Source organism: Bacillus cereus group sp. BfR-BA-01360, from assembly GCF_022663595.1.
In the GTDB taxonomy this organism is placed as follows: Bacteria; Bacillota; Bacilli; order Bacillales; family Bacillaceae_G; genus Bacillus_A; species Bacillus_A cytotoxicus.
The window spans coordinates 67978-86688 of record NZ_JAKUFV010000007.1; the positions used below are offsets into that span (position 1 = coordinate 67978).

Below are 18711 nucleotides of genomic sequence, written 5' to 3' on the forward strand. Positions count from 1 at the left end.
TTTTACATGTACATGTGGGAATCTACCTCACTTAAATAACAGTTTTTAAACCACCATGTTCAGCATATGAAACAAATGTTGAAATTTCAATAGAAAAATTATTTCGAAACGCTTTCCCACAAATCTTTTCAAATAGAAAAAGACAGAGTTGACCCTGCCCCTCAGAAAGCTTATGTTGCCTTTATAACATATTTAGAAAGCATCCACAAGTTAAATAAAACTGAAATCGTGTATCCAGCATATGTTGCAATAATAAAGCTGACATAATCTAAGTATGGCAACAACATAATGTTTAGACTAACTTTCACAGCAACTCCAATCAACAAACCTAGCACTGTTTTTTGCTGTTGATTGATTCCTTGAAGCATTGCGGCAGTCACTGTAAATAATGAAAATAAAATACATGCGGGTGCATAGTACTGTAAAATACTACTTCCCATATAAGGATCATTCCCCACTCCAAATAAAAACGTGTACACTGGTTTTGCTAACACCATCATTCCAATTGCTGCTGGAAAGGTTATGCCAACTACTAATACATTTGTTTTTGTAAAATGTTTATACAATCGTTGTGTATTACCTGCTGTATAAGCTTTTGTCATTTCCGGAACAAGAGACATGCTAAAGGCTGTCGCAACAGAAACTGGAATTAGTACAACCATTTGCACGAGACCGATGATTGCATTAATCTTCTCAGCCTCTCCCTGTCCATATCCAACTTGTATTAATAGCTTATTAATCGTAAATGTATCAATCGTCTGGTAGAGCGGAATTGCTAAACTGACTACAACAAATGGAATCGAATAAGTAAAAAGTTCTTTATATAATGAGAAAAAAGATTTTGTTGTTTTTGGAACACTGGTTACTTCTTTTTTCTTCAAATACTTTCGCCTTCTCATATAATAAGCACTTAAAACACTTAATCCAGCTACCGCTCCCATAAACGCTCCAAAAGTTGAAACACCAACCGCTAACGAAATAGATGCTTTACATATATGCAAAACAACAAAACTTCCTATTAAAATTGTTAAAACGCGAAATATTTGTTCAATCACAACACTTGCCGCTGAAGGGCCCATAGATTGAAACCCTTGAAAAAAACCGCGTAGCAAACTCATCACAGGTACAATGAATAAAGCAAAACTTACGATTTGAATGTTATACGTAACAGCACTTATGCTATTTCCAGTTTGATCATTTCCATCAATTACAATTTCGGCAAGGTGTGGCGCTAACATAAATAATAATAGAAACGAAATCATTCCCATAAGTATCATAAAGATGACTCCACTTTTCAGAACTCTTTTAACCGTATGGTAATCATTTAACTGATCATATTTTGAAACCATTTTTGAAACAGCAAGAGGCAACCCCATTGTTGCGATACTTAACATAATCGTATACGGTCGATATGCATAGGTGTAAAGTACATATCCACTCGTTCCTACCATAGCTGTAAACGGAATTACATATATGAAACCTAACATTTTTGATATCATTGTTGCCGACGTTAAAAATACTGTTCCACGTACAAACGGTGATCCTTTCATTTCATTCCCCCGCTACGCTTTATTATTACACATTATGGACAACTTCTTCCCTTTAGAACAACAATATAAAAAAGCCAATGAAACCACTGGCTTTAACGAACTGTTTTTCTCTTTTTTAAAACTTTCAATCCAAAATATATAGCAATAAACAATACTGCTCCAATAATGATATAATGCGTATAATCAGCGGCGTATTCTTTTATATGACGCCAATTTCCTCCGAGCTTTTCCCCTAAATAAATAAAGAAAATAGACCAAGGTATAATCGCTACAACTGTATAAAGAGTAAAAAGTTTTAACGGCATTTTAGCTAACCCTGCCGGAATAGAAATCGCATGGCGTACTACTGGTATAAATCTAGCAGAGAAAATGACACCAGCGCCGTAGCGCTTAAACCAATTTTCAGCTATATCTAAATGATGCTTATTAATCAGCAAATATTTTCCATACTTTTCAACTACTGGACGACCTCCGTAATACCCTAACCAATATAAAAAGATTTGTGCTAATGTCCCACCAATTGTACCTGCAATTACCGCACCTACAAAACTAATCTTCTCCTGCGCAACTAAAAAACCAGCATACGAAAGAACAATCTCACTTGGGATAATCTCAATCATCAATCCTAGGGCAACACCAAAATATCCTAGACTTGCGAAAAATTGCAATAATTGCTCTATTAAATTCGCTAACATGTCCTTACCTATCTCCTTTTCTGTTCACATACCTTCCTATTATCCCACAAAGATTTATTCATGCCAATATATTCATGATTCTCTTTTGAATGTATGCATCATAATGCAGCAATAGACCACATCAAACTATTCTTTCTCATCTCTTTATTCAATCTAGCATTGGTTCTTTATGCTTATCTTTCATAAATGTAAACATTTCTTTAATTTGCCATTCTGTATTTCTAGCAACAGATAATTCCGGCATTTCATTCTCTCCAAAAAACTGCACATCTTCTGTTTCTATGCTCGTTTGCTTTTTGCCTCCAACAATTTCACAGCCAATAAATATCTTATATATGTGTGTTGCCGATGGCGATGAATGATGTTTCTCCTTATCTAATATTGCTAATAACCTAAAATGATCCACTTCATATCCAGTTTCTTCATAAACTTCCTTTGCAGCGACTTCTGTTGGTGTGTAGCCAATATCTGCCCAACCGCCTGGTAACGCCCATTTCCCATCACTTTTTTCCTTTACAAATAATAACTTCTCATCTTGAAATACGACAGCTCGAATATCTACTTTTGGCGTTTGATATCCCGTCTCACTTGCAAATAACGTTTTGACCACTTCCCAATCTGTCTCTGTATAATGGGACATGATTGAGATGGATAAATCACGCAATTGTTGAAATCGTTCAATATCATATACATCTTTTGAATACGTTAATCCAGCTTGGGCAATAGCCTGTATTTGTTTGACCCATTCCACCCATTTCCCTTCCATTTTCATATCACCTGCTTCTTATTTCATCTTTGATCATTTCAACACTTTTCTTATGCTATATTTCACGAAGCCCTATTTCCATTATAGAACAAAAAGGAGATTGATAGTGAGCTCAATCTCTTTTTTTATCATCCCAATTCATGAAGATGCTCATATATATATTGCCTTCGATTTATGATATACTGAAAAATCATCTCAGCTTCTTGATCAAATGTTTCTATCTTTTCTTTCATATACGGATCTTGCATCATAAAGGGACGAATCGATTTACACAATTCTTCTACTTTTGGTCTCATAAAAGAAACTGTAAATTTTTCTTCTAAAATCTCTTCTAAAATACTTCGATATTGTTTACGAAAAGCTGGTATATCCAAAAGTCTTGCACTTAATGTATTATATCCTTGAATGCGAATATACTCGTGATTAAGGGGTCTTCCTTCTACATCTCGCCCCCAAGTTGCATCATAATCCCACGGTATGACTTCAAATAAGTTTGTTTCATCATTATGATACAATGCGTAGTTATGCACAAATCCATCAAAATTTTGAGTGAAAATTACACCTGCCAGCCACCGCAAATACTTTTCAACATGAAGATATTTTACAATTTCCTTTTCATATTTTTCACGAGGAATCACATTTGCTTGATAAACAAATTCACTGAGTTGCTCTTCACTATTTTCATTCGCACACTTAAATTCGTATCCTGAAAAAAGTTCTGTTTTCACATCTTGATTTCGTTCACTTATTAAAGAAAAATTCGCATCATCATCAACCGCATAAAAAATAGATCCACTTGGTAATCCTCTGCTCTTCAAAAAGTTTTCATCAACTGATTCTAATTGTAAATATACTCCTTGCACTTGACCGTTTATTTTCACAAACACATGTTGTGATTTTGGGGAAAGTACTCCTATCTCATCAAAAAAATCCAGTGACAACTTGTTTCGAATAAGAGATGGATCTTTGAACTCAGAATTCAAATGAAATTCTTTTACCCCATGAAAGTGCTTTGGCTTATAAAACATCACATGATACGATTTCTTCTCAAATTCACGAATATGTGCTCCACGGTAAACAATATCAATATCATATTTTCTCTTACCATACGTTAATTTTGCCGGGACAGGACTATCTGACCAAATATCCTTCTTTAGCTCTACCAAATACATTGGATGAATAAAAAAATCGTAAGAAGGCAACATTCTTTTTCCCCCTCTTCTCATTTCTCTTCATTCAATGTATGCTAATTGTTTTGTCCCTACATCCGCTATCTATCTATTTTTCTAAAATTTACACTCTTGTCTCATTCACGAAATATCTCCCTCTCATATTATGATTACTGGTAAGAAAATACAAATATATTTACACTATACTAAGGAGGACTTTCTATGAAAAGGGATATAAGAAAAGCTGTCGAAGAAATCAAAAGTGCGGGTATGGAGGACTTTTTACACCAAGATCCGTCTACTTTTGAATATGATGACCATTCGAGCCAAAAGTGTGACAAGCATTCTCGTGGTCATCAATGCCGTAAAAAATGTCGTTGTCCTCGTACAAAATGTACGCACGTTAAACATTGTACATTTGTCTCGAAATGCACACGCGTCAAACACTGTACATTTGTTACAAAACGCACTCGTGTCCGCGTACAAAAATGGACATTTGTTACAAAATGTACACGCGTTAAAGATTGCAAATTCGTTACAAAGCGTACACGCGTAAAGAAATGCACGTTTGTTACAAAATGCGTTCGTTATGAGAAAAAACATTATTGGACAAAACGATGCTACTGTAAAAAATGTGTGTTCTATCCAAACAATCACGGCCATCATCAGGATGACTATCACGACAAAAACTCGAATCAAAAAAAGAAAAAATATGATTATTGGTGGTATCGAAAACGTCATCAAGATCATTGTGATGAGCACGAAAAATAAGAAAAGGCCGCGGATAGCGGCCCTTTTTCCTTCTAATAAAATGTCATATGTGGTTTCGCTTCCTTATAGTATTGTAACCGCTCTTCTAATGTACCTGTATGACATTCAAACTTATGTCCATCTGGATCAGTAAAATAAATAGATTTACAATCTCTTACATCTCGTTTTCTTCCTTGCAAAATATGAACATCATTTTCTTTTAATCGCTGTAATAATCGCTCAAAATCTTCTTTCTCGATAGAAAAAGCAATATGTGTATAAGATTGATGGATTTCCTTTCTAGGAATATCAGTCTCTTCATTCAGTGCTACCCAAGTTCCACATATACGAAAATAGGCAAGCTTTCTTCCCTTAACTAATAATTCTCCTTCTAATACTTTTTCATAAAATGCAATGGATGTCTCCAAATTCGAAACAGAAAAACAAATATGATTGATTCCTTTTATCAACATGATTCCTCCTAGTGCAAAAAGATGAGTGAAAATTCACCCATCTTTCATTTTACTACTTTTTCGTTATATATGCCCATTTATAACTAAAATCACCACCAAAAGTATGATTAGCAATCCCTTTTACATATGGCTTTTCTAAATATGCTGTACTTTGTTGATACGATGGTGAAATGGCAGCATCTTTACCAATTAATATTTTCTCAGCCTCAGCAAGCGCCTTCCAGCGGGCAGCATCATCTTTCAAAAGTTCACCTTTTGATTTCGCTATAAGCTCATCATATTCCGGATTCGAATAAGCCATTTCGTTAAATGAACTTCCTGTTATAAACATATCTAAATATGTCATTGGATCTGGATAATCGGGGCTCCAAGCTGAAAGTGAAAATTCATATTGTAATTTCTTCTCTAAATCTAACTTTTGCTTATATGGCTGTTGTTTTAAATTTACTTTTAAACCTGGTAAATTTTTCTCTAGTTCCTCTTTAATAAAGTCCCCAACTTTCTTACGGCTACCGTTATCATCATTTAACAGTTCTACAGTTATTGTCTCTTGACCGAGTTCTTTCTTCGCTTCCGCCCATAATTTTTTTGCTTTTTCTACGTTATCTTTTTTATCGCGGAAATTTTTATTCACAGTACGGAAATCCTTTCCATCAGGTCCTGTTGTGAACTTTTCTGGTACTAAGAAATACGCGGGTAAAGAACCATCATTTAAAATAACATTTGCAATTCCTTTTTTATCATATGCTAAGTCAATCGCTTCTCGAACCTTTTGATTTTTAAACGTGGGATTTTGTTGGTTAAATCGTAAGAAATACATACGTGGGTCTAATTTCGTCTTAAACTCATCTGGTTTATTTTTTTTATATTTATCCACAAATTCAGAGCTTAAAATAACGCGATCTGCTTGATCACTGTCATATAGGTTTACACCCGTGCTCGTTTCTTTTACAACACTTACGTTAATTTCCTCTAACTTCACGGTATCTTTATCCCAATAATTTGGGTTTTTCTTTAATTGATAACTTTGTTCATGTTTCCATTGTGACAATGTAAATGGTCCATTATACAAAATGTTATCCGCTTCTAATGCGTACTTATCGCCTTGTTCCTTTACAAACTTCTCATTTAAAGGGAAAAAGGTTGGGAACGAAGTCAGTTCAAGAAAATATGGTGCGGGTTGCTCTAATTCAACTACTAATGTTTTATCATCTTTTGCTTTGACCCCAAGTTGATCAAGCGGGAGTTCCCCTTGATTTACTTTTTGTGCATTTTTCACATCAAATAAAATAAAAGCATATTCAGCAGCCGTTGCTTTATCAAGCGCACGCTGCCAAGCATATACAAAATCTTGAGCACGAACTGGTTCTCCATTAGACCATTTTGCATCGCGTAGTTCAAATGTATATGTCTTCTTATCTTCACTAATCTTTACATCTTTAGCCATACCTGGAGTCGGTTTATTATCTTTATCTAATCGATATAAGCCTTCCATTGCATTTACAAATACTCGAAACGACACAGAATCTGTTGATTTCGATATATCCATCGAAGGAATTTCTGCCGTTTCTAATAAGTTGAGCACTTGTTTATCAGCTATTCCTTTACTTGATTCCTTCTTTGTTGTTGATACCTTCTCCCCATTTCCACATCCTCCAACAAACATACTAGTTGATAACATAAATACAGCAAGTGTTGCAACTTTTTTCTTCATCGATCCTTCCCCCCACTCTGTATGTATACAATAAAGCATGTATGATTGTATTATACAAAAGATTCTGATTTTTTAAAATAATTTGTTTGAATAATCAAAAAAAAACGCACGGAAAACAATATTCCCATACGCTTTTTACAGTATCTTTTTCGAATCATCCCATTGCAATTCATCATCTAACTCAAATGAATTTTGAATTTGAAATACATCTTCCATCATTTTCAAAAATTCTTTTTCTCCTTGCGGCTGTCCATTTATCGAAAGAGAATACGGTTCAATCTCATGCAATTGATAATCAACAACGAACTGAATCATAACTTTTCTTCTTGGCATATCTCGGGTATATCCATGAAATTCAACCAACTCTAAACCATCAGTTCCCCGATAATAATCCCATTGTGATTGCTGAAAATACAAGTCAAACGATTCACCAATCGTAAAGAATGGGTACTCATAAAGCGAACTTGTTCGTACCTTTCGGATCACATCTTGATCAGTCGGAAAGAAAAAATGACTTAAAAATATACTAGTAGCTGTTAAAACAGTAACAATTGCTGCTCCTATTTTGCTTGTTCCGCCACTATCACGAATCAAATAACTTTCGATTGCTTTATCTTTAATTTCTTTCGCCCTTATTCGATATATTTTTCTCTCAGCAAATCGATAATATAGTCCATTTGCAAAGAGCCCCACTCCTATCATCATTAAAATGAGGAGTAAAAATGTAAGCGGAGCTATATTAATAATAGGAAGTGCTACATTAAAACCCATATAGTAAGAAAACGCATCGCATGCTACTAACGAAATTACAAATAAAAAGGCTGGCAAATAATACTTACGATACCCAAACCATCCAACATTAAAAATAGCTGCCCAGCCGTTCCAACTCCATCTTGCAATTCTTTTATTCTCTTTATCCCATTTCTTTCTATAATATGGATAATGCACTCCAACAAATTGTTCGATAGCTGTTTCAAGTGGAGAAATTCCCCCGTTTGATTCATTATGCAATATTCGCTGACAATCATTACAATTCCACCGATTATCAGCACAAGGATTTCCACAATTTATACACTGCAAAACGATCCCTCTTTCCATGACTTTACCCTATTCATTAACTTACAGATATAGTAAATAGAAGATTTCTCCTCCGTTCACTCCACGACTTTTTTTCATAGAGGATCTATTTTTATTTCAAAATCCCCTCATGCTTTAATAACCATTCTTTCCTCCATAATCCGCCTGTATAACCAACAAGCTTTCCACTTTTTCCAATTATACGATGACAAGGAACAATGATTGAAATTGGATTTCGACTATTCGCTCCACCTATTGCTCGCACAGCTTTTTGGTTCCCAATTTTTTTTGCAATATCTAAATATGAAGCGCTCGTTCCGTATGGAATGGTATAAAGAGCTTCCCAAACCTTTTTTTGAAATGCTGTTCCCTCTGCTGATAGTGGAACAGAAAACACTGTTCTCTTCTGATTAAAATATTCATCTAATTCTGCAATACACTGCTCAACAACAACATTTGGGTTCTCTTCCCCTTGTTCTTCAACAAATAGAATAGATGTAATCCCTTTTTCATTTGCTGTAACTTCAAGTAATCCTACTTCACTTTTATAATAAGCTCGATACATATTCTATCCCCCAGTATATTTCATATTTGTAATTGTAACACAAACTACAACTTTAAGCAGTGAAGAACCCCTTTCCGTTCTTTTTCAATAAGCGTTTTATTATGGAAATCAAGATGATAATGATACAATGATGAAAACGACTGCAAGGAGGAATAAATGTGAATACGCAACTTTTCTCACCATTTACGATTCAAAATGTTACATTAAAAAATCGTATTGTCATGTCACCAATGTGTATGTACTCATCTGAAAATGAAGATGGCAAGGTAACGAAATTTCACCTCATCCATTACGGAACAAGAGCGATGGGTCAAGTCGGACTTGTCATGCTTGAAGCAACAGCTGTTGCCGCCGAAGGACGCATTTCAAATAAAGATTTAGGCATTTGGAATGATGAACATATTGAAGGATTACAGAAAACCGTATCATTTATCAAAGAACATGATTCAAAAGCTGCTATTCAATTAGCTCACGCTGGACGAAAAGCCGAACTACATACAGATCCAGTTGCTCCTTCAGCTATCCCTTTTAACGATAAAATGAAAGTTCCAGTCGCAATGAGTAAGGAGCAAATTCAAGATACAATCACATCCTTTCAGAAGGCAGCAATCCGCTCAAAACAAGCTGGGTTTGATGTAATTGAATTACATGGTGCACATGGTTATCTCATTAACGAATTTCTTTCTCCACTATCCAATAAACGAACAGATGAATATGGAGGAACGGCAGAAAATCGCTATCGTTTTTTACGCGAAATCATTCATGCTGTAAAAGAAGTTTGGGAAGGGCCTTTATTCGTTCGTATTTCCGCGGATGATTATCATCCTGAAGGACTGACAGTAAATGACTATGTTCAATTTGCAAAATGGATGAAAGAGCAAGGCGTAGACCTGATTGATTGCAGTTCTGGTGCAGTCGTTCCTGCTCATATCGATGTTTATCCTGGCTACCAAGTCAAATATGCGAAACATTTAAAAGAACATGCTCAAATCGCAACCGGAGCAGTTGGTCTTATTACAAGCGGTGTACAAGCGGAACAAATTTTAGTAAATAGCGAAGCCGATTTAATTTTTGTTGGTCGTGAATTACTGCGCAATCCCTATTTTCCGAGAACAGCTGCGAATGAACTTGGCTTTGAACTAAAAGATCCTCACCAATACAGCCGTGCTCCTGGTAAAATTGCAAATACATCCAATTGAACTATCCCCACTTAACACTCTTACGAGCTGTTTAAAGTGGGAGATTCCTAAGAACACCAACCTAACGGTTAGTTATTGATTAGGCTATCCCCGTAGTCCCTACGGTTAGAAGTCTTATTGCTTCATTTTTAAGATTTTCTCCTGCATTCATATCTCTATCGTGATGTGTGCCACAAGAAGGGCAATCCCATTCACGCAGGTTGAGATTCTTAACGTCTTTGTTTTGGTAGCCACAAACTGAACATAATTGAGAACTTGCAAAGGTTTTAAACACAGTTACTACCTGTTTGTCATACCACTTTTCTTTGTACGCTAACATCGTTCTAAATTGCGACCACGATACTTCACGAATGGCTTTAGCTAACTTATGGTTCTTCCACATATTTGACACTTGCAAATCTTCGATACCGATTACATCGTGGTTTTTGATGATTTCAGTAGAGATTTTTTGCAAATAGTCTGTTCTTGCATGCGTGATTTTCTCATGGATGCGAGCTACTTTACGTTTTTGCTTTTGATTGTTTTTTGCTTCATCCAGTTTGCGAAACCATTTAGAATTGCTAAATACTTCACCCGTTGAAAAAATCGCAAAATCTTTCAGACGAACATCTACACCAACAGACGATCCGGTTTTAGGAGGTTCTTGAACGTTTGTTTCAGCAAGAATGAATACAAAATACGGTTCTGGTGCAAATAATATGTAGATTAGAACTAGCAGTGTAGATTCCTAATGGAATCTACTACTATGCGGTGAGACCGACAAGTTGATTAATTAACTTGATTTGTTTTTTGACAGACTTCTCCCCTTGTAAAGTCTGTCCTTTTTTAATCATTCTCATCGCTTCTAGTCCAGCCAACACTCGTTTAGCTGATTGAAAAGATTTCAATCCTAACATGGTACGCACTCGCTTCTTGATAAAGCGATGATCTTGCTCGATTATGTTATTCAGATATTTTATTCGCCTTATTCGGATGTCAGCGAGCATCCGTTGTTCTTTCTTCAATTGTTCTATTGCGATAGGATAAGCTGGATTTTTATCAACGGTCACAACACGAGGTTTAGAAACATGAAAAGACTACAAAGCTTTCTTAAAAAAGCGCTTTGCAGCCTTGTAATCTCTTGTTTTACTGAAGATAAAATCAATGGTGTTTCCTTAATTATATTTTACATAAACTATGAAAAAAGTGGTTTTGATATAATAATATCTTTTGATTATTTTTATGAACGTACAAATCTCCAAGTTAGTAGAGCGGCTCCAAGATAAGCAATCCCCATTATTAAGAAAGAAATCTTGGCTCCACTGTACCAATTTTGGGCTTCATGAAGCACTATCCCCATTATGGCAACACCTACTAAAGCCCCAACCTGTCGATTAGCATTTAATGTAGCTCCTGTTATATTTGCATGTTCCTTACCTGCGGCCTGCATTACAGTAGCAGTCATTGCTGGAACTGCAACACCAACTCCCAAATTGGCAAGTGCATAAATAACAGCTAATATCCAATAAGGTGCACTAGGAACAATAAGCATTAAAAGTAATGAACTAATTCCAGCTATTGCGATAGACGCTAGCATTAGGAATTTAACTCCTAAGCGTGTTGTTAAGCGGGTAAATAGTAGGTTTCCTATTATAAATACTGTCATCATTGGTAATAACTCTATACCAGCTATAAAAGGGCTTGCACCTTCTGCCTTTTGAAGAAATAAACCAAACATAAAAATCCCTCCAAAAAGAGCAAAATTAATTAAAAATCCAACTAAATTCGCTGATAAAAAACTTGAATTATTGAATAATTTTATAGGAATAATTGGTTCTTTTACTCTACGTTCTGTATAGATAAAAAGAACTGCAGTAATAACAGTTACAATACTTGCAATTATTATTGGAAAAGTGGACCACCCTAATGATGGACCTTCAATAAGAGTAAAAGCGAGTCCAGCTAAGGCGATAATGCCTAAAATATGATTTAGAATGTTCAACTCACCTTTTTTTCCTGGTGGATGTGTCACAATTAAATAGGCCATTAATAGGCCAATAATACCTATTGGAATATTAATTAAAAAAATACTTCGCCAGCCGAATATATTAACTAATACACCACCAACAAAAGGTCCTAAACCTGACGCTATGGAAACAACAGCTGACCAAATACCAAACATTTTTGCTCGCTTTTTCGCATCTGGGTAAGAAACTGCCAATAGGCTTAAAGAACTCGGCATAAATAATGCAGCTCCCCCCCCTTGAAGAGCGCGAGCTATTATAAGTATAGCTCCAGTAGGTGCTAACGCACATAATACAGATGCAGTTACAAAAATCATTAGCCCAATCAAATAAATATTTTTAGCACCATATCTATTTGCTAATGAACCACCCGCTAGGAGTAAAGAAGCAAAGGTTAACATATAACCATCAACAATCCATGTTGTACTCGAAAGACTCATTTGTAGTTTTTCTTGAATATCAGCAATTGCTACATTTACTACCGTAACATCAAGTGTAGCCATGACGAATCCCATAGCTAAAGCTACTAAAACCCAAATATCAGAAGTAGTTCGGGGATGCGTCTTAAATAACTCAGTTTCGCTGCTATTTGTCCCTTGTATTGTCATTTTTATCACTTACCTCACATTTATAATTAAATATATTGATTCTCAAATTATAACTTGTTATAAATTTGCTATTCATAGATTAGTGGCCATCTTAAAACAACAAACTTCCCGTTATTATCCACAATATCACTTCCTTTAAATTGCTAACTTTTACATGCTTTATGTTAATATAAGATTAAGAAGTTATTATTTACCATTTTCACCTCATAAAATATAATAAATGAAGTGCTACATTTATGAAAGTACTGTTTTTTTATATAGTAACTATAATTTTATATAGTATAAGGTGGGAAAATCATATGCAGAAGCAAAAAGAGGGCATTTTATCTACATGCCCAATCGAAAAAACCATGATGATAATTGGTGGAAAGTGGACATTTGTTATTCTTAGAGATCTTTTTTCGGGACCAAAACGATTTGGTGAATTAGAAAAATCTTTAAAAGGAATTAGTCCCAGAACACTATCCTTAAGACTGAAAGAATTAGAAAATGAAGAAATTATTAAACGTGTCATTTACTCTAGTATTCCGCCACATGTAGAATATTTTCTAACAGAAAAAGGAGAGACTCTTCGTCCAATCTTTAGTGAAATGAAAACATGGGGAAATAAGTGGGATGTATTAGGGCTTAAGAAAGAAAATGAATAGTTAATGTATTACCGGTTCTAGTGTTTTAATAGCAAAGAACATTTGAGTAAAATGATAAACAAGTAAGAATCAGAAATCACTCCTGTATCTATTCAGGAGTGGTTTTTTAGGCTATAGTTACTACATTCAAGCATGCCTGTTTAGTGCAAAATGAAAGTGGTTCTTACGGACTTTTGGTGAATTGCTCTTTTGTGTACTACATTGATATAATAAAAGAAAAGGAGTGAACCATGATGTACCTTATCTCTTGGTTAAGTCCAGATTCTTTTCTCGAATTGATAGATGTATCTACAAAAGACCAACATCTTCGTTCCACTGTAAAAAGTAATCGTATTTCCGCAAACTGTCCATCTTGTCATTCTATTTCTTCTCGTCGTCATAGTCGTTATACCCACCTTATACAAGATCTTCCTATTACATGTGACCGACTTTAGTTTAGCGGTTACATTGCAGATCAAACCGTCATTCTTCTTATTTCACACAAGTCGGTTTGTGATAATTCTTGTTGTTCTATTAAGGTTTTTACAGAACGATATGAATGGGTAGCCCCCAACGGACGTCGCACACTTCGTGTAGAAAAAGTTTTACGAAAAATTGCATTTTCTACAAGTTGCTTAGCTGGAGAGAAAGTTGCTCGTGCCATCCATCTTCCAATCAGTCATGATGCATGACGATCCATTGTTCGTAAAACTCACATAGATACAAAGGTGTCTCCCTTTCGTTGGTGTAGATGATTTTGCTTTCCGTAAAGGACATACGTATGGGACACTTATTTGTGATCTACGTAATGAAACAGCGTTAACAAAAGCAGAAAAAATAAAACTCATACGCCAGAAACGAAAGTGGGGCTTGATTCAAGAAATAAAGGAAGCCCATCGCTCTAGGAAATCTATCAATTCCCTAACGAAAGAATATCATTTAAATTGGAGAACGATTAAAAAATACATGAAAATGATGACTTCACCTACTACCAATCGTTGTCGCATCAGTCCAGCTCAAGGGTATCGTGAATCTATTATTCGTCTTGAAAAAGAGGGAAAAACACTTAAAACGATTGATCAACTTATCCGTTGTAGATTTAAATATTTATTGTTAAAATCCATTTTTGACTTATCAGATGTAGATGTTGTCGAACGCTCAAAATATGACATGTCCTTTAAATATTTCCTAGATATGGCACCAGAAGATATGGTGATTGACCCTAGTTCGTTAACGAAACTCCGCAAACTTCGTTTAAAAGGTGTAGGGTTACTTGACATGCTCATCCAAAAAACAGTGGAAATCGCACTGGAAAAGGATCTCATTAAAAGTAAATCTATTATCGTTGATGACACTCACACAAAGGCACGATTCAATCAGAAATCACCAAAAGAATTTTTAATGGAGAAATCCAAACTACTCCGCAAAGCTGTTTATCAAATCGATAAAGGAATGAAAGAGAAATTCCCCCACCCAAAAAACAACGACAGACGATTTAGCTGATGAACTCGACTATTGCCAAAAAATTATTGAAACCGTGGAAAAAGAAGAAATCATTCGTGAATATCCAAATGTGAAAGAAAAGCTCAACTATTTAAAAGAGATTGTAGAAGATCATCAAGAACATCTTCAATTTTCACAAGATCCTGTGGACATAAAACAGCTGACTCTTCGTTCTTTGGATATAAAACACATATTGCGATGAATGAAGAACGTATTATTACAGCGGCAGTGATTACAACAGGTGAAAAGAGTGATGGAAAATACCTGCAAACATTAATCGAAAAAAGTCGTGAAACAGGAATGGAAATGGATACAGTCATTGGGGATACTGCTTATTCGGAGAAAGATAATATTCGATATGCCAACCGAAAAAATGTACAATTCGGTTCCAAACTGCACCCTATTTTTACACAAGGAGCACGTAAAAAAGAAGATGAATTTGAGTTCAACAAAGATGTGGGTATGTATGTTTGTAAAGCTGGACATATGGCCATTCGCAAGGCGCGCACTGGTAAAAAGGGTACAAACAATAATCAAAGTCATACATACTATTTTGATATTGAAAAATGTAAAGTATGTCCATTCAAGAGCGGATGTTACAAAGAAGGTGCAAAAAGTAAAACATATTCTGTGACAATGAAATCTACAGAACATAAAAAGCAACAGGAATTTCAAGAAAGTGCATATTTTAAAGAAAAGGAAGAAAAACAAAAGTTAATGGAAAAAATTGATAGGCTTGAAAGGGAATTAGATAGTACACAAACAAAATTATTACAAATTCAACATATAGTAGAAAAGATTGTTCAAATTGCTTTTTCTAATGATTTTAAACAAGATTTAGATTATATTTCTTTACTACAATGTTTGAATGGTGACGAATCTTATCAAGTAAAAATGCTTCCTTATCATGTTGAAAAACAATATCGTAAAACGGGAGAAGCTCCAACTTTAGAAGAATATCATGATCAGTTGCTTGAACGTTTAAAAATTGAAGAAAGTGATAAAATAAATTATTCTATCAATCTTTCTGTAAACATGTTAAAGGATTTAAAAGATCCTATATATATGAATGAATTTACTTTTCTTAATAAAACTTTAGAAGATTAACCAAAAAGGGGCTGTGTTTGCGTTTTCGTTACTTCCTCGTCGCCAGGAAGAATAGGGATTGGCAAAGAACATTGCGATTTTCAAATCTTTTTCCACTCGTTGATAACACGAAAATTCTTTTCCTCTATCAACTGTAGCTGTTTGTAAGGCAGTGGTTGGATACATGGAAGCCATTTGTTTGATGGCGCATTCCCTAGATTCCGCTGTTCGATCTGGAATCACAATCGCTTGATAATACCGTGTTTTCCGTTCTACAAAGGTCGCAAAACATCCTTTACTTTTACCACGACTTGAAACGATCGTGTCCATTTCCCAATGACCAAATGTTTCTCGTTTCTTTACTTCAGAAGGCCGTTTTTGAATAGATTTCCCTATATTGAAACGTCCGCGAGTTTCTCTCGGTTTTTGGCGTTTCCCCTTTTGTCTTAAGACAGAAAGATCCTTTGTAAATTACTTTCCTTGATACAGCCAATTATAGATAGTTTTAAAGGATAAGATACCTTTTAGACAACCGTACTGGATTTGTTCGGGCGACCAAGTTGCATTTCATTTATCTTGAATTTGTTTCACCAGTTCTAAAGACCATTTTCCGGTTGACTTACAGGTTTTACGACGCTTCACATATTTTTCTTGTGCTTTTTCACTGTAATATTCGCCGTCTTCATGAGTATTTCTTTTCAATTCTCGTGCAATAGAAGAGTGATGACGCTTCAGAATGGCACCAATTTCTCTAGTTGAATGACCTAATTTATGAAGTGCTTCTAGTTGTCCACGCTCAAACGTGGTAAAATGGGAATAGCTCATACTCGTCCTCCGTGTAATTTGTGGTGTGGTAACTTCTATTTTACACGAAACGAGGTGAGCTTTTTTGTTTTTCTAGGTGTCGCACTTAATAATACAATCCGTCAAATAAATAAGTATTAAGGCCATTTGCCAGTATATTATTATATACTAACAACACCACCTTATGTTCAACCATTAGATTAAATAACTTCCTTGAAGATATGTATTTATTTTCAAAAACATATCTTCACCATTCAACATCAGTTTTTTAGGATTTAGTTTTGCTAATTTAAGAATTATTTCTTCCTCAAACCCTAATGTAGTCATATAAATCCCCCTATTAACTAATTAAATATTAAATCATATCTAATTTATTCAAAAAAGTGGGTGGTAAGTAGTGCTTTAAATGTTCTGTCCAATAATCATAGTTCTCATCCCAAGCCAAGTATTTACTGGCGTGGTTTCATTAAACTTTAAAACATTAAATACTTTTGATGGATCAGGCATTAATGGCACAACTGCTATATCATTAATATTAGTAATTTTTTTAACTTACCAATGCTCCCCTGCAAAAATTTCACACCCCCATGTTCTAGTGCTCTATTCAGTATTACACTTTTCACACGTTTCTTTTCATTTTCAGACATTAAGCTTAAAGTTCCTACAGCAGAAGCAAATGCTCCTCCTAATAATAAATCACTAACTAGCCATACATCTGAATTAGCTTCTTCTGCAACTACAGCATTAGCGAGACCATCACCTAATTCCGTTAATTCCGTAGGACATCCTGCTCTTCGATAATAATTGCATCTGATTCACTAATTAAAGATTGTAATGACCCTCTAACAATATCATAATATTCAGATTAATAAGACAGATATTCGTTTATACCTTGTACTCCAAGATATTTACTCATTACATAAACTTCGTATTGTTGATCTAATGAAAAATTGTCAACTGCTGGTCCTACATTTGTGAGAGGCTTTAAATATATAGGAGTATGCCCTGTGCCTTGTGCTGCACAAGCCATACTAGGTGGTATAAACCCTCCTGAAGATAACTGATATTTTTTGTTATCCATAGCTTGCGCTTTAAACACTTGCGTTCTATATCCTGCTCTATTTAATAATCTTGCTAAACCTATAGTAATTAAACTCTTTCCAATTCCTACTCTTGTTCCTTGTATCATAATACGAATTGGTTCTCTTTTCATACTCTATTCTCCTTTTCTCTAGATCTAACAACATATTTATTTGTTAATCTTGATTTAAATTCTTGAATCCACTTTTTAGCTAAATAATTAATATCGTTTTTCTTAGCGAACTCAATAGAATTTTTAGACATGTAATTCCATAATTCATAATCATTTAATAGCTTAACCGTTTTAATTATAAAATCCTTTTGATATTCTGGAGAATACGGATCCCCTTCAATTAGATAACCCATATACCCATCTACCACCCGCTCTTTTAAAGCTACTCTATTTGAAGTAATTATTACCGATCCCGCAGCAGCTGCTTCTAAAGCTGTTACACAAAAAGAATCATCATAGGTACTGGGATATAAAAATAATTTAGAGCGTTTTTGAATCTCTAGCATTCTTTGAAATCCAAGAGATTTATTTTTTTCTCCATCTCAATTATATTTTTAACATCCAATTCTTCTAAAGCTTTTGCACTATTATAATATCTTCTACTTTTAATTAAATTTTCATCTTTTGAATCACCCCAAACCATATAACTAGAAACTAGTTCCAACCTACGAGAACTTCTTGTACCCCATAGCACATCTCTCCTTAAAGATAATAACGCTCGGTCGAAAGACCTCACTACGCCTCCTCCTGAAAGCAAACATATGCTCTTCTTCGTTGTATACATACAATACGATTTTTTCAACATCTAATTAAGAATTCTACTATGCAAAAGAAAAGAGGATATATGCTCATATATTGAACATAATATCCTCTTATTATTTTAGTCTATTTAATTTCAAAACGTCGCGACTTTTTTATAAACAGTTCATCTTTTTTTAAAACGGTACGACTTTATTTCAAATTTTTAATAAGGCCACTAAATCTTGTGCGCGGTATTTACTTTTTCGTTTAACAAATCCTATATTTTTAG

The 18711-nt window shown here is 34.7% G+C and carries 17 protein-coding genes and 4 pseudogenes; 5 read left to right on the plus strand and 16 right to left on the minus strand.

The window, feature by feature from the left end:
* Positions 1–170: 170 nt before the first annotated feature.
* The 4 genes from MR056_RS08940 to cotH all read right to left on the minus strand — a co-directional run bounded on the left by MR056_RS08940 (position 171) and on the right by cotH (position 4216).
* Entirely contained in the window at positions 171–1550 is a 1380-nt protein-coding gene (locus MR056_RS08940) for a putative polysaccharide biosynthesis protein (protein ID WP_087094819.1), read from the minus strand.
* A gap of 92 nt (positions 1551–1642) precedes the next feature.
* Positions 1643–2245 carry an undecaprenyl phosphate transporter UptA gene (gene uptA, locus MR056_RS08945; RefSeq protein WP_048722816.1) on the minus strand — a complete coding sequence of 201 codons (603 nt, stop codon included), beginning with the start codon at positions 2243–2245 and terminating at the stop codon, positions 1643–1645.
* Positions 2246–2393: 148 nt separating this feature from the next.
* A complete protein-coding gene (locus MR056_RS08950; protein ID WP_012094023.1) occupies positions 2394–3011 on the minus strand; it encodes an NUDIX hydrolase in 618 nt (205 codons plus the stop codon).
* A gap of 128 nt (positions 3012–3139) precedes the next feature.
* Positions 3140–4216, minus strand: coding sequence for a spore coat protein CotH (gene cotH, locus MR056_RS08955; RefSeq protein ID WP_012094022.1), 1077 nt, complete (start codon positions 4214–4216; stop codon positions 3140–3142).
* Between the two features lie 186 nt (positions 4217–4402).
* On the opposite strand from cotH, the gene exsB reads away from it, so the two are divergent.
* Positions 4403–4951 carry an exosporium protein ExsB gene (gene exsB / locus MR056_RS08960; protein ID WP_012094021.1) on the plus strand — a complete coding sequence of 183 codons (549 nt, stop codon included), beginning with the start codon at positions 4403–4405 and terminating at the stop codon, positions 4949–4951.
* 32 nt (positions 4952–4983) lie between these two features.
* Here the strand turns inward: exsB and fosB are convergent, their stop codons facing one another.
* The 4 genes from fosB to MR056_RS08980 all read right to left on the minus strand — a co-directional run bounded on the left by fosB (position 4984) and on the right by MR056_RS08980 (position 8759).
* Complete coding sequence (fosB, locus tag MR056_RS08965) at positions 4984–5400, minus strand: FosB/FosD family fosfomycin resistance bacillithiol transferase (RefSeq protein ID WP_041809648.1); 417 nt, start codon at positions 5398–5400, stop codon at positions 4984–4986.
* A 55-nt stretch (positions 5401–5455) separates the two neighbouring features.
* Complete coding sequence (locus tag MR056_RS08970) at positions 5456–7117, minus strand: peptide ABC transporter substrate-binding protein (RefSeq protein WP_087098516.1); 1662 nt, start codon at positions 7115–7117, stop codon at positions 5456–5458.
* Between the two features lie 135 nt (positions 7118–7252).
* The gene (locus tag MR056_RS08975; RefSeq protein ID WP_242136547.1) at positions 7253–8215 is read right to left on the minus strand and encodes a DUF2628 domain-containing protein; all 963 of its coding nucleotides are present in this window, start codon (positions 8213–8215) and stop codon (positions 7253–7255) included.
* Positions 8216–8306: 91 nt separating this feature from the next.
* Positions 8307–8759 (minus strand): methylated-DNA--[protein]-cysteine S-methyltransferase, encoded by a 453-nt coding sequence (locus tag MR056_RS08980; protein WP_012094017.1) that lies wholly within the window; start codon positions 8757–8759, stop codon positions 8307–8309.
* Between the two features lie 158 nt (positions 8760–8917).
* On the opposite strand from MR056_RS08980, the gene namA reads away from it, so the two are divergent.
* Positions 8918–9958, plus strand: coding sequence for an NADPH dehydrogenase NamA (gene namA, locus MR056_RS08985; protein ID WP_087098512.1), 1041 nt, complete (start codon positions 8918–8920; stop codon positions 9956–9958).
* A gap of 79 nt (positions 9959–10037) precedes the next feature.
* On the opposite strand, the pseudogene MR056_RS08990 reads toward namA, so the two are convergent.
* The 3 genes and pseudogenes from MR056_RS08990 to MR056_RS09000 form a co-directional block, all read right to left on the minus strand.
* Positions 10038–10637: pseudogene (locus tag MR056_RS08990) on the minus strand (RNA-guided endonuclease TnpB family protein); the annotation flags it as partial.
* Between the two features lie 64 nt (positions 10638–10701).
* A pseudogene (locus MR056_RS08995) lies at positions 10702–11112 on the minus strand (IS6 family transposase); the annotation flags it as partial.
* A gap of 65 nt (positions 11113–11177) precedes the next feature.
* Positions 11178–12569: an MFS transporter gene (locus MR056_RS09000; protein ID WP_087098510.1), complete on the minus strand. Its 1392-nt coding sequence runs from the start codon at positions 12567–12569 to the stop codon at positions 11178–11180.
* 299 nt (positions 12570–12868) lie between these two features.
* Between MR056_RS09000 and MR056_RS09005 the strand changes: the two genes are divergently transcribed.
* The 3 genes and pseudogenes from MR056_RS09005 to MR056_RS09015 form a co-directional block, all read left to right on the plus strand.
* Positions 12869–13216, plus strand: coding sequence for a winged helix-turn-helix transcriptional regulator (locus MR056_RS09005; RefSeq protein WP_087098509.1), 348 nt, complete (start codon positions 12869–12871; stop codon positions 13214–13216).
* Between the two features lie 230 nt (positions 13217–13446).
* The gene (locus MR056_RS09010; protein WP_242136548.1) at positions 13447–13650 is read left to right on the plus strand and encodes a hypothetical protein; all 204 of its coding nucleotides are present in this window, start codon (positions 13447–13449) and stop codon (positions 13648–13650) included.
* Between the two features lie 643 nt (positions 13651–14293).
* Positions 14294–15439, plus strand: a pseudogene (locus tag MR056_RS09015) (transposase); the annotation flags it as partial.
* A gap of 381 nt (positions 15440–15820) precedes the next feature.
* On the opposite strand, the pseudogene MR056_RS09020 reads toward MR056_RS09015, so the two are convergent.
* From MR056_RS09020 to MR056_RS09035, 5 genes and pseudogenes are all read right to left on the minus strand, one after another.
* A pseudogene (locus MR056_RS09020) lies at positions 15821–16609 on the minus strand (IS30 family transposase); the annotation flags it as partial.
* 174 nt (positions 16610–16783) lie between these two features.
* Positions 16784–16915 (minus strand): hypothetical protein, encoded by a 132-nt coding sequence (locus tag MR056_RS22245; RefSeq protein WP_255815748.1) that lies wholly within the window; start codon positions 16913–16915, stop codon positions 16784–16786.
* A 538-nt stretch (positions 16916–17453) separates the two neighbouring features.
* Entirely contained in the window at positions 17454–17801 is a 348-nt protein-coding gene (locus MR056_RS09025) for a nucleotide-binding protein (RefSeq protein ID WP_087098502.1), read from the minus strand.
* Positions 17798–18187, minus strand: a complete 390-nt coding sequence (locus tag MR056_RS09030; RefSeq protein ID WP_087098500.1) for a glycosyltransferase — start codon at positions 18185–18187, stop codon at positions 17798–17800. Before MR056_RS09030 ends, MR056_RS09025 begins: the two co-directional genes overlap by 4 nt.
* The gene (locus MR056_RS09035) at positions 18181–18417 is read right to left on the minus strand and encodes a hypothetical protein (RefSeq protein WP_087098498.1); all 237 of its coding nucleotides are present in this window, start codon (positions 18415–18417) and stop codon (positions 18181–18183) included. Before MR056_RS09035 ends, MR056_RS09030 begins: the two co-directional genes overlap by 7 nt.
* Positions 18418–18711 lie beyond the last annotated feature (294 nt).